This window comes from Streptomyces sp. NPDC031497 (assembly GCF_055580905.1).
Window position 1 is genome coordinate 397,143 of the sequence record NZ_JBVIKO010000003.1, and the last position, 15,112, is coordinate 412,254.

At 71.2% G+C, this 15,112-nt stretch carries 10 protein-coding genes and 3 tRNA genes; 9 read left to right on the top strand and 4 right to left on the bottom strand.

Features of this window, described 5'->3' with window-relative positions; all coding sequences use genetic code 11:
- Positions 1-29: 29 nt before the first annotated feature.
- The 3 genes from ACZ5K7_RS07790 to ACZ5K7_RS07800 all read right to left on the bottom strand — a co-directional run bounded on the left by ACZ5K7_RS07790 (position 30) and on the right by ACZ5K7_RS07800 (position 443).
- Positions 30-103: transfer RNA gene (locus ACZ5K7_RS07790), tRNA-Ile, on the bottom strand.
- A gap of 189 nt (positions 104-292) precedes the next feature.
- Positions 293-365: transfer RNA gene (locus ACZ5K7_RS07795), tRNA-Asn, on the bottom strand.
- A gap of 5 nt (positions 366-370) precedes the next feature.
- Positions 371-443 (bottom strand) — tRNA-Asn (locus tag ACZ5K7_RS07800).
- Positions 444-586: 143 nt separating this feature from the next.
- On the opposite strand from ACZ5K7_RS07800, the gene ACZ5K7_RS07805 reads away from it, so the two are divergent.
- The 9 genes from ACZ5K7_RS07805 to ACZ5K7_RS07845 all read left to right on the top strand — a co-directional run bounded on the left by ACZ5K7_RS07805 (position 587) and on the right by ACZ5K7_RS07845 (position 14,201).
- Positions 587-892 (top strand): YtxH domain-containing protein, encoded by a 306-nt coding sequence (locus tag ACZ5K7_RS07805; protein WP_351691733.1) that lies wholly within the window; start codon positions 587-589, stop codon positions 890-892.
- 171 nt (positions 893-1,063) lie between these two features.
- Positions 1,064-2,518 carry a xylulokinase gene (locus ACZ5K7_RS07810; protein ID WP_351691730.1) on the top strand — a complete coding sequence of 485 codons (1,455 nt, stop codon included), beginning with the start codon at positions 1,064-1,066 and terminating at the stop codon, positions 2,516-2,518.
- Positions 2,519-2,670: 152 nt separating this feature from the next.
- Positions 2,671-4,404 carry an ABC transporter ATP-binding protein gene (locus ACZ5K7_RS07815; protein WP_351691727.1) on the top strand — a complete coding sequence of 578 codons (1,734 nt, stop codon included), beginning with the start codon at positions 2,671-2,673 and terminating at the stop codon, positions 4,402-4,404.
- Positions 4,404-6,332 (top strand): ABC transporter ATP-binding protein, encoded by a 1,929-nt coding sequence (locus tag ACZ5K7_RS07820; protein WP_351691724.1) that lies wholly within the window; start codon positions 4,404-4,406, stop codon positions 6,330-6,332. Before ACZ5K7_RS07815 ends, ACZ5K7_RS07820 begins: the two co-directional genes overlap by 1 nt.
- A 155-nt stretch (positions 6,333-6,487) precedes the next feature.
- Positions 6,488-8,437 (top strand): dynamin family protein, encoded by a 1,950-nt coding sequence (locus tag ACZ5K7_RS07825; RefSeq protein ID WP_468911649.1) that lies wholly within the window; start codon positions 6,488-6,490, stop codon positions 8,435-8,437.
- Positions 8,438-8,440: 3 nt separating this feature from the next.
- Positions 8,441-10,447 (top strand): dynamin family protein, encoded by a 2,007-nt coding sequence (locus ACZ5K7_RS07830; protein ID WP_468911652.1) that lies wholly within the window; start codon positions 8,441-8,443, stop codon positions 10,445-10,447.
- 107 nt (positions 10,448-10,554) lie between these two features.
- Positions 10,555-12,507, top strand: coding sequence for a dynamin family protein (locus tag ACZ5K7_RS07835; protein ID WP_351691715.1), 1,953 nt, complete (start codon positions 10,555-10,557; stop codon positions 12,505-12,507).
- Complete coding sequence (locus tag ACZ5K7_RS07840) at positions 12,507-13,703, top strand: hypothetical protein (RefSeq protein ID WP_468911655.1); 1,197 nt, start codon at positions 12,507-12,509, stop codon at positions 13,701-13,703. Before ACZ5K7_RS07835 ends, ACZ5K7_RS07840 begins: the two co-directional genes overlap by 1 nt.
- A 3-nt stretch (positions 13,704-13,706) precedes the next feature.
- Positions 13,707-14,201: a Pycsar system effector family protein gene (locus ACZ5K7_RS07845; RefSeq protein ID WP_351691710.1), complete on the top strand. Its 495-nt coding sequence runs from the start codon at positions 13,707-13,709 to the stop codon at positions 14,199-14,201.
- Here the strand turns inward: ACZ5K7_RS07845 and ACZ5K7_RS07850 are convergent.
- Entirely contained in the window at positions 14,134-14,784 is a 651-nt protein-coding gene (locus ACZ5K7_RS07850) for a Crp/Fnr family transcriptional regulator (protein WP_351691707.1), read from the bottom strand. The two genes, ACZ5K7_RS07845 and ACZ5K7_RS07850, sit on opposite strands and share 68 nt — an antisense overlap.
- Between the last annotated feature and the right edge of the window lie 328 nt (positions 14,785-15,112).

A 15,112-nucleotide genomic window follows, 5' to 3' on the forward strand; every position in this document is an offset into this window, starting at 1 on the left:
CGTTTCCGCAGGTCAGGGGCCTGCACAGGTGGGGCGGGTGGGACTCGAACCCACGGCCGACGGATTATGAGTCCGCTGCTCTAACCGGCTGAGCTACCGCCCCATAGCGGCGTGTCGCGTACAAGTGTGCGCGCCGTCTGCCGCAGCATAGCCGCTCATACGATCTCCTGCTTCGGATGGTCGGCTTCTGCGGACGTTCACGACCTTGAGGACATCAGCGCAGGCCCAGCGGTTCCCGCGGGCACGGAACGGACATGAAAAAGGACCCCCTCAGGGGTCCTCGTTCAGCATGCTCCCCCGACTGGACTCGAACCAGTAACCTGCCGGTTAACAGCCGGCTGCTCTGCCAATTGAGCTACGGAGGACCGAGCTCCCCCGACTGGACTCGAACCAGTAACCTGCCGGTTAACAGCCGGCTGCTCTGCCAATTGAGCTACGGAGGAATGCCTCGTTGCATCGAACGTACCTACCTGGGTATTCGCCAGGGGGCGCCCGCTCGCTGCGACACATACATTAGCGCAAGCAGGGGGGTGCTCCGCCAATCGGTACTCCCCGACGAGACTCCCCCCGAGGGAAGGTGGCCGCCATGCGCTACAAGCTCACGTTCGTCGCCGGGCTCGCTCTTGGTTACGTGCTGGGTACCAGGGCCGGACGCGAGCGCTACGAGCAGCTGAAGAAGTCCGCCCGCCAGGTCGCCCAGAACCCGGCGGTCCGCAACACCGCCGAGACCGCGGCCCAGCAGGGCCGTGTCTACGCCGGCAAGGCCTTCCACACGGTCAGCGAGAAGGTGGGCGACCGGATGCCCGACTCGGTGGCCGCCCGGGTCCGCTCCCTGCGCGAGCGCAACACCGACGGAGCAGCCGCGGACGACTGGGGCAGCAGCGACACGTAGCGGTCCTTTTCGGCGCGGCGGCCGGCACCCTCCAGGGGCGCGGGACTGTGACATATGCGGCTCCGCCGCGCGGGCGCGACCAGCACCGACGCGCCCGCACCGGCAGGACCGCGCGGACCGCTGCGGCGCCCTCGGCCAAACCACAGCGGCGCGTGCGGCAGAATTTCGGGTATGGGGATAGTCGCCGGGTTGGACAGCTCACCGGATTTCACTCGCATCGTGGTCTGCGACACGGACACGGGTGCGGTGCTCCGCCAGGGATACGCACCGCACCCGGTCGACACGCCGGACGGCGCGGCGCGCCCCAGCGACGTCGACCCGCAGGCCTGGCTGCTCTCCCTCGGTGAGGCCGCCGGCGGCGGTCTCCTGGAGGGCGTGCAGGCCATCGGCGTCTCCGCGCAGCAGAACGCGCTGATTCCGCTGGACGCCCAGGGCAACACCGTGCGCCCGGCGATCGTCGGCGGCGACCGGCGTGCCCAGGTCGCGGCGGCCGATCTCATCGACGCGCTCGGCGGCCGGGAGGCCTGGGCGCAGGCGGTGGGGTGCGTGCCGCAGGCCGCGCAGCCGGTGACCAAGCTGCGCTGGCTGGCGAAGGCCGAGCCGGAGAACGCCCGGCGGACCGCCGCGCTGCTGCAGGCCCACGACTGGCTGGTGTGGCAGTTGCTCGGGCGGCCGGTCCGCAGGACCACCGATCGCGGGGGTGCCTCCGGGACGGGGTACTGGTCGGCCGCCACCGGCGGCTACCGGTCCGACCTCGTCGAACTCGCCCTGGGCCATCAGGCCATGCTGCCCGAGGTGATCGGGCCCTCGGACGCGGCCGGTACGACCCCGGAGGGGCTGCTGATCTCCGCCGGGACCGGCGAGACCATGGCCGCCGCCTTCGGGCTGGGGCTGGGCTTCGGGGACGCCGTGGTGTCCCTGGGCGCGTCCGGGTCCGTGATGGCCGTGCACCCGGAGGCGCTCGCCGACACCTCCGGGATGATCACCTCGCTCGCCGACGCCACCGGGATGCACCTGCCGGTCGTGACCACCCTGAACGCCGTACGGACCCTGCGCGGGACCGCCGAGCTGCTCGGTCTCTCCGACCTGGAGAGCCTCTCCGACCTGGCGATGAAGTCGACGCCCGGCTCGCACGGGCTGGTCATGCTGCCGTACCTGGAGGGTGAGCGGACGCCGAACCTGCCGCACACCGCCGGGACGCTGGCCGGGCTGCGCCGGGAGTCCATGAGGGCCGAGCATCTCGCGCGGGCCTCGTTCGAGGGCATGCTGTGCGGGCTCGCCGACGCGCTGGACGTGCTGCGCGGCCGGGGTGTGGAGGTGCGGCGGATCTTCCTGCTGGGGAAGGCCGCCGAGCTGCCGGCCGTACAGGCGGCGGCGCCGATGCTGTTCGGCGCGCAGGTCGTCGTACCGCAGCCGGCGGACTACGCGGCGATCGGGGCGGCCCGGCAGGCGGCCTGGGCGCTCGGGGTCTCGCAGGGGGCCCTGGACCCGCGCACTCCACCCGTCTGGCAGGGTGCGGCGGCGCAGGTGCTGGACCCCGGGGACGAGATGGCCGTCGGGCAGGCGGTGCGGCAGCAGTTCGTGTCGGTGCGCGAACAGACCCATCCGGGGGCGTTTCGGGCGTAATCGCGCGCCCCCCGGTGCCGTAAGACATCCGCTGTCGGGTTAATCGGTTGAGGTAACGCGGGTGGAGTGTCGGACGATAGGGGCCTAGGGCAAGCGACACCGCCCTTCGGGCAAGCGACCCCGCCCCCACCGCCGACTCCGAGAGACGTAGCGTGCTCATACGACTTCTGCGGACCTATCTCAGGCCCTACAGGAAACCCATCTCCATCCTGGTGCTGCTGCAGCTCCTGCAGACCTGCGCCACCCTCTACCTGCCCACGCTCAACGCGCACATCATCGACAACGGAGTCGTGAAGGGCGACACGGACTACATCCTGTCCTTCGGTGCCCTGATGATCGGCATCTCCCTGGCCCAGGTGGTGTGCAACATCGGTGCCGTCTACTACGGCGCCAGGACCGCGTCGGCGCTCGGCCGGGATGTACGGGCCGCCGTCTTCGACCGAGTGCAGTCCTTCTCCTCGCGTGAGGTGGGTCACTTCGGAGCGCCTTCCCTCATCACCCGTACGACCAACGACGTACAGCAGGTCCAGATGCTGGTCCTGATGACGTTCACGCTGATGGTGTCGGCGCCCATCATGTGTGTCGGCGGCATCGTGCTCGCCCTCGGCCTGGACGTACCGCTGTCCGGGGTACTGGTCGCCGTCGTCCCGGTGCTGGCCGTCTCCGTGGCCCTGATCGTGCGCCGGCTGCGTCCGCTGTTCCGGGCCATGCAGGTGCGCCTCGACACGGTGAACCGGGTGCTGCGCGAGCAGATCACCGGCAACCGGGTGATCCGCGCGTTCGTCCGCGACGAGTACGAGCAGGGCCGGTTCGGGAAGGCCAACAAGGACCTGACCGACATGCAGCTGGCCACCGGCAACATGCTGGCGCTGATGTTCCCCATCGTCATGACGACGGTGAACGTCTCGTCGATCGCGGTGGTGTGGTTCGGCGCCCACCGCATCGACAGCGGTGACATGGCGATCGGCGACCTGACGGCGTTCCTCGCCTACCTGATGCAGATCGTGATGTCCGTGATGATGGCCACCTTCATGTTCATGATGGTGCCGCGTGCCGAGGTCTGCGCCGAGCGCATCGAGGAGGTCCTCGACACCGAGTCCAGCGTCGTGCCGCCGAGCGCGCCGGTCATCGAGCTGCGCCGGCACGGCCATCTGGAGATCCGGGGCGCGGGCTTCCGCTATCCGGGTGCCGAGGAGCCGGTGCTCAAGGCCGTCGACCTGGTGGCCAGGCCCGGCGAGGTGACCGCCGTGATCGGCTCCACCGGCAGCGGCAAGTCCACCCTGCTCGGCCTGGTGCCGCGCCTCTTCGACGCCACGGACGGCTCTGTCCTCGTGGACGGCGAGGAGGTCTCCGGGCTCGACCCGGAGCTGCTCGCCAAGACGGTGGGTCTGGTGCCGCAGAAGCCGTACCTGTTCGCCGGGACGGTCGCGACCAACCTGCGGTACGGCAACCCGGACGCCACCGACGAGGAGCTGTGGCACGCGCTGGAGGTGGCGCAGGCCAAGGGCTTCGTGGCGAAGCTGGAGGGCGGCCTGAACGCGCCCATCGCCCAGGGCGGTACGAACGTCTCGGGCGGCCAGCGCCAGCGTCTCGCCATCGCCCGGACGCTCGTGCAGCGCCCGGAGATCTACCTCTTCGACGACTCCTTCTCCGCCCTCGACTACGCGACCGACGCCGCCCTGCGCGCCGCGCTCGCCCAGGAGACGGCCGAGGCGACCGTCGTCATCGTCGCCCAGCGGGTGGCGACCATCAGAGACGCCGACCGGATCGTCGTACTCGACGAGGGCCGTGTCGTCGGCACCGGCCGGCACCACGAACTCATGGCCGGCAACGAGACCTACCGGGAGATCGTGCTCTCCCAGCTGACGGAAGCGGAGGCCGCCTGATGGCCGGGCCCATGGGACGCATGATGGCCGGGGGCGGCCCCGACCAGCGCTCGATGGACTTCAAGAACTCGGGCAAACGGCTTCTCGCCCGGTTCAAACCCGAACAGTTCACCATCTACGTGCTGCTGTTCTGCGTGGTCGCGAGCGTCGCCCTCAACGTGATCGGCCCCAAGATCCTCGGCCGCGCCACCGACCTGGTCTTCGCCGGTGTCATCGGCAAGCAGATGCACGCCGGGACCACCAAGGACCAGGTGCTCCAGGGCATGCGCGAGCGCGGTCAGGGCACCGTCGCGGACATGCTCAAGAGCACCGACTTCACCCCGGGCAAGGGCATCGACTTCGACCAGGTCGGCCACGTCCTGCTGTTCGCGCTCTGCACGTACGTCGTCGCCGGCCTGCTGATGGCGGTGGCGACCCGGATGGTCAACCGGGCCGTCAACCGCACGATGTACCGGATGCGGGAGGACGTCCAGGGGAAGCTGTCCCGGCTCCCGCTGTCGTACTTCGACAAGCGGCAGCGCGGCGAGGTGCTCTCCCGGGCGACCAACGACATCGACAACATCGGCCAGACGCTCCAGCAGTCGATGGGCCAGCTCATCAACTCGCTGCTCACCATCATCGGTGTGCTCGCGGTGATGTTCTGGGTGTCCTGGATCCTCGCCCTGGTCGCCCTGGCCACCGTGCCGCTGTCGTTCCTGATCGCGACCCGGGTCGGCAAGCGTTCGCAGCCCCACTTCGTGCAGCAGTGGCGCACCACCGGCAAGCTCAACGCCCATGTGGAGGAGATGTACACCGGGCACACCCTGGTGAAGGTCTTCGGCCGGCAGCAGGAGTCGGCGCAGCAGTTCGCCGAGCAGAACGAGGCGCTGTACGAGGCCGGGTTCCGGGCGCAGTTCAACAGCGGTGTGATGCAGCCGCTGATGATGTTCGTGTCGAACCTGAACTACGTGCTGGTGGCGGTCGTCGGCGGGCTGCGGGTGGCCTCGGGCGCCCTGTCCATCGGTGACGTCCAGGCGTTCATCCAGTACTCCCGGCAGTTCTCGATGCCGCTGACCCAGGTCGCCTCCATGGCCAACCTGGTCCAGTCGGGTGTCGCGTCGGCGGAGCGGATCTTCGAACTCCTCGACGCGGAGGAGCAGGAGGCCGACCCGGTGCCGGGCGAGCGTCCGGCGGAGCTGCGCGGGCGGGTGGCGCTGGAGCACGTGTCGTTCCGGTACGACCCGGAGAAGCCGCTCATCGAGGACCTCTCGCTGAAGGTGGAACCGGGCCACACGGTGGCGATCGTCGGCCCGACCGGCGCCGGCAAGACCACCCTGGTGAACCTGCTGATGCGGTTCTACGAAGTCTCCGGCGGCCGGATCACCCTCGACGGCGTCGACATCACGCGGATGTCCCGGGACGAACTCCGGGCCGGGATCGGCATGGTGCTCCAGGACACCTGGCTGTTCGGCGGCTCCATCGCGGAGAACATCGCGTACGGCGCCTCGCGTGAGGTCACCCGGGGCGAGATCGAGGAGGCGGCGCGGGCGGCCCACGCCGACCGGTTCGTCCGTACCCTGCCCGAGGGCTACGACACGGTCATCGACGACGAGGGCACGGGCGTCAGCGCCGGTGAGAAGCAGCTCATCACCATCGCGCGGGCGTTCCTGTCCGACCCGACGATCCTGGTGCTGGACGAGGCGACGTCCTCGGTCGACACCCGCACCGAGGTGCTGATCCAGAAGGCGATGGCCAAGCTGGCCCACGGGCGCACGTCGTTCGTCATCGCCCACCGGCTGTCGACGATCCGCGACGCCGACACCATCCTGGTGATGGAGAACGGCTCGATCGTCGAACAGGGCGCGCACACCGAACTGCTGGCGGCCGACGGGGCGTACGCGCGGCTGTACAAGGCGCAGTTCGCGCAGGCGGTGGCCGAGGTGGACTGACCGGTCGCGGCCCGAGCGGACGGCACGGCGGCCCCGCCCTCCCCGAGGGCGGGGCCGCTGCCTTCGGCCCCTCGCTCAAGTGGCCGAATACCTACTTGCCGCGATCCCATCGCCTGACGGGAACCGGCCACCCCCGGTCTCCCTACGCTGCCGGCGTGGGGAGGAAAACCGTAGTCGACGGGGCGGCCGGAACCTGGGCACCCGCCGTCGGCGAACACCTGACATGGATCCGCGAGGTCCTGGGAGAGCTCGACCTCCCGGCGGCGCGTCGCGACAAGCTGTGGTCGGCACTGCGGACCGTACAGACCCGTGCCGACGACCCCGAACTGCGCATCGCCGTCTTCGGCGAGGCGTCGAGCGGCAAGAGCACCCTGCTCAACGCCTTTCTGCGACGCCGGCTGCTGCCGTCGTCGGCGCGGGTGACCACCACCGTCACCACGGTGCTGCGGCATCACGACGGCACCGAGGGCCTGCGGCTGAGAACGGCCGACGGAACCGAACTGGACTGGCCGTCGGCGGCCTTCGACACCTGGGCCGGCGGGCCGGGCACGCCGGCCGCGGACGGTCTGGAAGCCGCGCTGGACCGGGTGCTCACCACCGACCTGGCGCTGCGCGTACGGGACCTGGAGGTACGGTCGCCGGTCCGGCCGCTGGGTGACGGCGTGGCGGTCCTGGACACCCCGGGGTTCAGCGTGACCGACCCGGGACACCGGGAGATGGCCGAGGCCGCCGTGCGCCAGGCGGATCTGGCGGTGGTGGTCGTGCCGGCCGTCGCGGCCATGTCGATGACCCTGGCGGACTTCCTGACCGGACCGCTGCTCAACCACCACGACCGGTGCGTCTTCATGGTCACCAAGATCGATCTCGTTGACGAGGGCGAACGGGACGACACCGTCGAGTTCGTCGCGGACCGGCTCAGGTCGATGGGCATCACCGAGCCGCTGCTGCTGCCCTGCGCGCCGGGCAAGGCCCTGCTGGAGACCGACGCGGCGGACGGCGGTCCGCGGCCGGTCGTGGACCACCCCGGTCACCTGGCCCGTTTCCGTGCCGTGGAGCAGCGGCTGGTGCGGCTCGCCGCGGAGCGGCGGGAGTCCGCCATCGCGGCCACCGTACTGACCCTGCTCTCCCAGCTGCTCGCGGCCGTGGAGGAGACCGCCGACGCCCAGCGCGCCGAGAACCGCCGCGCGCAGCGCGGACTGGCCGCCCTGTCGCTGCCGGACTTCCCGGGCTTCCTGGACGCCTGGACCCGGCGCGTCGTCGACCGGGTGAACACCGGCACGCAGTACGCCGCGACGAACGCCGCGGTCGGTTCGGGACGCTCCGGGCTGGACGCGAAGGTGGTCGCCGCGGTCGCCGACGAGAAGATCGACAACATTCGGGAGGCGGCCTCCGAGGTCTCCGGGATCGTCGGTCGCCACCTCAAGAAGGAGGCCAGGAAGACGGCCCTGGCCGCGGCCCGGCGGGCCGGTGAGCTGCTGGCCGCCGAAGCCGGCGAACTCGCCCGGGACTTCGCGGCGCAGTACGGCGCGCTCGCCGGTCTGGCCGGCGAGACACCCACCGCGCCGGTGGTCCCCGTGACGGACCTGGACCTGCCCGAACCGGATCTGTCCGACGTGGACGCGGCACTGACCGCGATGGGCGCCGAACTGGTCAGCGTCGGCAACTGGCGCACCGGGGGCGGCGCGGCGGCCGGCGCGGTCATCGGCAGCTTCATCGCCCCCGGGATCGGCACCGTCATCGGCGGCGCGCTCGGAGCCATGATGGGCACCCGCGGCCGGGACACCGCACGGACCCAGTTCCTGCAGAAGGCGCGCCCGATCATCGCCACCGCGTACACCGAGGTCGACGCTCTGCGCACGGTCTCGCTCCAGCGCATCGCCGAGGCGGTGGACGACAGTGTCGCGGCGCTCCGGCAGAAGTACGAGGCCGAGTTCAGCGACGAGATCGCCCGGCTCACCCTGGCCAACCAACGCCAGCGGGTCGCGTTGGACGCCGCCGTCGCGGCCGCCGAAGGCACCGCGGCCAGCGCCCGGAAGCGGCGTGAACGGGTCGCCGTCCTGCGCCGGCGCACCACAGGCACCGCGCACGCACCAAAGGAGTCGTAAGCCATGGACATACAGGCCGATCCCCAACAACCCACCGCCCTCACCCCACCACCGGCCACCGCCGACACCACCGCCGCCGCTCCGCCCGGCATCCAACAGGCGGCTTCCGACCCCACCCCCACCACCGCCAAGCCAACCGCACCCACCGCCGGACAGCCGGCCGTCTCGGTCGCCGAACCATCGGCCCTCTCCGACTCCGCCGGCAGTGCCGTTTCTTCGGCTTCCGGGTCCGCCGGTGGTGTTCTGCCTGTTCCCTCGCATGTCGCCGATGTCGGTGGGGACGCGCCCGGTTGGCTGCGGGAGGCGCAGGGGCTGGCGGAGCGGTACCAGCTGGACCGGATCGCGACGGACCTGGCGGCGCTGGCCGACGGGCGGGGCCGGCGGCTGTTCCGGGTCGCCGTGGTCGGCGAGTTCAACCGCGGCAAGTCCACCCTGGTCAACCGGCTGCTGGGCCGGGACCTGCTGCCGACCGGCTCGCTGCCGGTGACCCGGGTTCCGGTGGTGGTGCGTGCCGCCCAGGACGAGACGCTGACGGTCCGCTGGCCGGACGGCCGCCGCGAGCTGCGCCGTCTCGACGGTGACGGCGCGTGGGACGGCCTGACCGGGGTCGTACCCGAGGAGGGTTCCGGGACCGCGGGCGGAGCCCCGGAGCCCTCCGTGACACTCACCGTGGCCGACGGCTGGCTGGACGGCCTGGACGCCGAACTGGTGGACACCCCCGGGGTCAACTTCGGCAACGACGAGCAGCTGGACCAGGTGCGCGAGGTCGCCGCCGGCTGCGACGCCGTGCTGTTCGTCGTCTCCGCGCTGTCCCCGCTGGGCATCACGGAACGCAGCCTGCTGGAGGAGGAGGTGCTGCGCCGGCACATCCCCTTCGTCGCCGTCGTCGTCACGATGCTCGACCTGCTCGATCCCGAGGACCGGGCGGAGGCCCTGGAGGACCTCGGGCGCCGACTGGCCGGCCTGTCGAACCTGGGCGTGCTGGCCGCCCCCCGGCCCGGCGCCGGCGAGGCCGAGGTGGCCGCGCTGCACGCGCTCACCGAGGGGTTCGCCCGGCGGGACGGCCGTGCCGTGTGGCGCGACCGGCGGATCGCCGCCCAGATCGCCGACCACTGCGACGCGATGACCGCGATCGCGAGCCGGACGATGGCGCTGGACCGGCTCACCACGGACGAGGCCGCGGAAGCGGCGAAGAAGGCGCAGGCGGCGCGCGAGAACGAGGAGCGCCAGTGGGAGCAGCTGCGTATCGATCTGACCGCGCGCCGGCTCACCCTCACCACCCGGCTGCGGGAGTACGTGCAGAGCAAGCGCGACGGAATGATCGAACGGCTGCGCTGGGAGCTGGACCGGACCGGCGACCCGCGCGGCTGGTGGGAGCGGGATCTGCCGTTCCGGCTGCGCCACGAACTGTCCGTGCTGGCCAAGGAGTCCGAGCGGACCGTGCTGCTGCCGGCCCTCACCGCCGACAGCGGCTGGCTGGACGAGGAGGTGGCCGCCCGGCTGCCCGGCGCCCGGCCCAGCTGGATCCCGGCTGCGGGCGGGCTGAAGCTGTCCGTCGAGCCGGAGATCTCCGGCGACGTCTCCAACCTGTCCGGGGTCCGGCTGGCCACCCGCCTCGGTGCCCAGGGCGGGGCCATCGTCGGCTATCTGATCGCCGCCGCCCGCTCGGCGCCGCTGCCGATGATCTACGGCGCCGGTTTCAGCCTGCTCGGCGGGCTGCTCGCCGAGGCGTCCATCCGGGCCGCCACCGAGGCCCAGCGCAGTGAGGTGGACGCGCTGCTCGTCCGGGTCGTCGACGAGGCCACGACGGCCTTCCAGCGGCAGGCGGTCGAGATGCTCTCCGAGGTCTACGGGGACGTGTTCGAACAGCTCCAGCAGTCGCATCTCGCCTGGCACGACGCCTGGCGGACGGTGGCCGACTCCCGGACCGGAGGCGACCAGGACTGGGAGTCCCTGGCCCGGTCCGCCGCCGCCCTGGGCGCCCGCATCCGTGCCGGACTCCGGGCCTGACCCGCGGGCCGGGACCCCTCACCAGCTGCGGATCCGAATGAACCAGAGCTGATCAGAGTGAATCGGTACGGGTCAGAACAGATCAGAACAGAGAGGACGAACGGACCATGAGCACGGAAGAAGGCGGATACGCCGTCGCGGCGGCGCAGCGGCTGCGGCTGACCGGCATCTGCCGCCAACTCGGCAAGATCGCCGAACAGATAGGTGACAGCGGGGCGGAGAGCATGGTGTCCGCCATCCTGGAGCGGATGGACACCGACGCCTTCTACGTGATGGTCGTCGGCGACTTCAAGCGCGGCAAGTCCACCTTCGTCAACGCCCTGCTGGGCGCCCAGGTGCTGCCGGTCAAGGCGGTGCCCGCCACCGCGGTCATCACCGAGGTCAGGTTCGGCGAGGCCCCGGCCGCCCAGCTGTGGAAGGAGGACTCCGTCTCCCCGGAGTCCGTCGCCCCCGAGCGGCTCGTCGACCTCATCACCGTCAACAACAAGGCGCACGACCAGCGCAACCCCTATGTGAAGGCCGAGGTCATCTGGCCGCTGGAGCTGTGCCGCAACAACGTGGTGCTGGTCGACTCACCCGGCCTCAACGACCACGAGAGCCGTGACGAGATCACCCTCGGCTACCTCCGCAAGGCCGACGCGGTGATCTTCCTCCAGCATGCCATCGCCCCGATGAGCATGGACGAGTCCCAGTTCCTGACGACGTATCTGGACGCCCACGACCCGTTCTTCGTCTTCACCTACTTCGACGCCATCGACGACCACGAGCGGGAGGACGTCATGGCGGCGGCCCGCCACCGCATCACCGCCCTGCGCGGCGACGAGCGGGACCAGGGCCGGTTCTTCTTCGTGGACGGCAAGACGGCGCTGCGGGCCAGGATCGCCGAGGACCCGGCCGCCTTCCGGTCCTCCGGGGTGGCCGCGCTGGAGACGGCGCTCGAACACTATCTGGCCACCGAACGGCACAAGGTCAAGATCCTCGCCCCGGCCCGTGCGCTGAGCGGCCTCGCCCGTGAACTGGACCGCAACATCCCGCACGAGCTGGCGATGCTGGACTCGCGGAGCGGGGAGCTGGAGCGCCGCTGGGAGGGCGCCCAGCAGCCGCTGCGCGAACTCCAGGCCCAGGCCCGGCAGATCACCATGGAGACCGAGAACCAGACCCGGCAGCTCCAGGAACGGGTGGAGAACCTGCTCGGCGGCTTCCTGGCGGCGGTCGCGGACGAGGCCCCGGTCGTCGCGGCGGACGTCCCCCTCACCACCAAGCTCGGGATGAACCCGCTCAAGCTCAAGGAGCGTGTCGAGCAGATCGCCGGGGAGATCGCCGCCGGCACCGCCAAGCGGATCGAGGAGAAGGTGGCCCAGTGGGTGGCGGGCTCCCTGGAACCGGTGATCGCCCAGGACCTGGAGAAGCTCGCCGAGCGGATGAACACCGAACTGGGTTCCTTCGAGGCGCGTCTGGACCGGCTGCGGGTCGACCTCACCGGGGTGACCGGTGCCGCCGCGGCCGGTGAGCGTCAGCAGGAGCCGCCGCTGACCCGGTTCCTGGCCGGGGTGGGCGGCTTCGTCCTGGGCGGGGTGGCCGGCGGCATGATGGGCGCGCAGTTCGGCGTCAAGGAGGCGCTGCGCGCGCTGCTGCCGACCATGGCCATCGCCATGGTGTGGCTGTTCACCCCGTTCGGGCTCCCCACGCTGATCGCCGGGCTGGTCATCCAGGGCATCGTGCAGAGCAACATGGCGGGCGGCCGGCTGGAGACCAAGATGCGGGAGGCCGTGGGCCGGGAGATGGCCACCCAGATCCGGCTGGAGGCGCCCAAGCAGGCCCGCATCGCCGCCAAGTCCTTCGTGGACACGACCATGCGGCCCATCACGGAGGCCGTCAACAGCGGGCTGTCCTCCCGGATCGAGGAACTGACCCGCAGTGTGGCGACGGCCCAGGAGACCCGGGAACAGGGCGCGGAGGCGGTCGAACAGCGCCGCACCGAACTCAGGCAGCTGGAGGAGCAGCTGCGCCGCACCGGCGTGGACCTCGACGACGTGGTGGACGACCTGGTGAGGATGTGATGGCCCGTTACCGCAGGCGGCTGTGCCTGGCGGTGGACCTGCGCCACTACAGCCGCCACACCTACCCCGAGCAGCAGGACGCCCAGTACCGGCTCCGGCTCGTGGTCGAGCACGCGCTGCGCCGGGCCCGGGTCCTGCGGGTGCGGGCGCAGCAGCAGCTCCAGGGCGACGGCCAGCTGGTCGTCTTCCCGGCGGGGGTCGACGTCGTACGCGCGGTCCCGGCGCTGGTCCTCGGGCTACGCGACGGCCTCTTCCAGGCGAACCGGGCGCCCGGGCTGTTCGGCCGGCTGCGGATGCGGGCCAGTATCGGCCAGGGGGCGATATCCCGGGCCGACCGGGGTTACCTGGGTGACTGCGTGGTGCTGGTGAACCGGCTGGTCGACTCCGGTCCGGTGCGGCACGCGCTGGAAGCGGACCCCGCCAGCGACCTGGCGCTCGCCGTCTCGGACGGCATCTACCGGGACGTGATCCTGCCCCAGGCCCACGGGCTGTCGGCGGACGAGTTCCGCCGTGTCGACGTGGTCCTCCAGGACAAGGACTTCGCGTCGAGTGCCTGGCTGCACGTGCCGAGGTCGGCTCCGGCCCGGGACCTGGGGGCGGAGCAGGTGATCTGGGGTCACTCGCCGGGCCGTACCGCCCTGCGGGAGTTCGTGGTCCCGGCGCTGGGCGCGGCACATCTCGCGGCGACGGTGGTCTCGCAGAGCAGGACGCTGCGCGAGTGGGTGCTGCCGGGCGACCGCACCGCAGCCCCGGCGACCATGTCGGCGGCCACCGACCCCGACTTCGACGGCCCGGACGAGGAACGGCAGGGGGAGCCGTATCAGGGGGCCGGACACCATGCGGACCAAGGACACCACGGCGACCAGCGGGACCACGGGGACGGACATGCCGGGCAGCACGCGGACCCGCACCACACAGACCCGCACGACGGGCACCACTCCGACCCCTACGACCCGCACGACGGGCACCACTCCGACCCCTACGATCCGCACGACGGGCACCACCCGGATCCGTACCACCCGGATCCCCGGCATCCCGATCCGCACCACCCGGACCCCTACCACCACGACCCGGGCCGCTCCGACCCCGGACATCCTCCGGGTGATCCGTTCCACCCCCATGCCACGGGCGCCACGGACGCCACGGGGGGCCATCACCACTTCCAGCTGCCCGACTTTCCTCACGGTGGGCACTGAGCGATGACCGAACACGAGCGAACGGCGCAGGACCTGACCGCGGCGGTCGCCGCGCTCACCTCCTTCCAGCTGGTCACGCAGCAGGCGGACGCGAAGGCGGGCACGATGGTCACGGTGCATGTCGGGCTCGCCGCCGTCATCGCCACCCGGGTCGGGGACCTCGGCGCCCCGGCCCCGACCACACCGCTGGCCGTGTTCTTCTGGCTGGCCACCCTCGGCTACGGGCTCGCCTTCATCATGTCCGGCTATCTGCTGGTGCAGGTGATCCGGCCGCGCAAGGCCGGGCTGGCCGCGTCCAACCGGTTCTCGCTGGACGCGGCCGAGGGCGGCGGGGCCGACCCGGACCGGCAGCCGGTGACCGAGCTGTGGGCGACGGCCAACGCCATCGCCCGGATCGCCGAGCTGAAGAACCGTTATGCGGCCCGCGCCGTCATCTGGGTGTCCGCGATGGTGCTGGCGGCGGCTTCATGGCTGGTCCTGGCAGGGGCGGCACGGTGAGCGGCGAGGTGCCCCAGACCGTGCCGGCGATCCGGCTGAGCTCGGACACGTCCCGTACCAGGATCCGCCGGTATCCCGTCTCGATGACCGACTGCTGGCGCAGGGACCGTAGGACCCGGTGCACGCTCGGCTCGGAGGCGCCGACCAGCTCCGCCAGTTCGGGCTGGGTCAGCGCCACCCCTATCGAGATGCCGGTGTCCCCGGCCCGGCCGTAGATCCGGGCGAGCTCCCCCAGTACCCGGGCCACCCGCGTCGCGACCGCACAGCTGCCGAACTCCTGGCGGCGTCGGGTCGCCCAGCGGAGCTTTCCCGCCACGGCCCGCATCACGGCCTGGGCGGCGTCGTCGTAGAGCGCCAGGAACGCGAGGAATTCCTGGCTGCTGATCCGGTTGGCGACGCCCGTGCCGGACGCCACGACGGTGGCGACCCTGGGCTGGTCGTCGAAGCAGGCGAGTTCGCCCACGATGTCGCCGCCGGCCCGGACCGCCAGCAGCGCCTCCCGGTTGTCCTCCGTCATGGCCAGCACCTTGAACCAGCCGCTGAGCAGCAGGAACACATGCGAGCCCGATTCCCCCTCTCGCATCAGCCGTTCGCCGCCGGTGAAGCGCGTCGGTCGTCCTAAGGAGATCAGATGGTCGCGCGTCGGTGCCGAGAGTTCGCCCAGCAGGCTGCTGGCCGGCCAGGGATTCCTCTCCGCTCTCAGGGCGGATGCACTGCGCGCAGCGCCAGACGCCATAAACGAGCCCCCCTCGAATTGCCGTTCGTTTTCGGACACAGCGCCGGATTTCATTATGTGACGCTTATAACCGCCCTGTTCAGGAATTTGCTTTTTTGCGCAAGTGTGATGTCGTGTGACGCCACCGGACGGGAAGACCCCACCCGGACGGGTGGGGTCGGGGCCGGCTGCCGGG

What these genes read in the sequence shown, in the direction of transcription:
- ACZ5K7_RS07805 (WP_351691733.1), top strand. Translation starts at nt 587, where the DNA reads ATGCGCTACAAGCTCACGTTCGTCGCCGGGCTCGCTCTTGGTTACGTG.
- ACZ5K7_RS07810 (WP_351691730.1), top strand. Translation starts at nt 1,064, where the DNA reads ATGGGGATAGTCGCCGGGTTGGACAGCTCACCGGATTTCACTCGCATC.
- ACZ5K7_RS07820 (WP_351691724.1), top strand. Translation starts at nt 4,404, where the DNA reads ATGGCCGGGCCCATGGGACGCATGATGGCCGGGGGCGGCCCCGACCAG.
- ACZ5K7_RS07830 (WP_468911652.1), top strand. Translation starts at nt 8,441, where the DNA reads ATGGACATACAGGCCGATCCCCAACAACCCACCGCCCTCACCCCACCA.
- ACZ5K7_RS07835 (WP_351691715.1), top strand. Translation starts at nt 10,555, where the DNA reads ATGAGCACGGAAGAAGGCGGATACGCCGTCGCGGCGGCGCAGCGGCTG.
- ACZ5K7_RS07840 (WP_468911655.1), top strand. Translation starts at nt 12,507, where the DNA reads ATGGCCCGTTACCGCAGGCGGCTGTGCCTGGCGGTGGACCTGCGCCAC.
- ACZ5K7_RS07845 (WP_351691710.1), top strand. Translation starts at nt 13,707, where the DNA reads ATGACCGAACACGAGCGAACGGCGCAGGACCTGACCGCGGCGGTCGCC.
- ACZ5K7_RS07850 (WP_351691707.1), bottom strand. Translation starts at nt 14,784, where the DNA reads ATGCGAGAGGGGGAATCGGGCTCGCATGTGTTCCTGCTGCTCAGCGGC.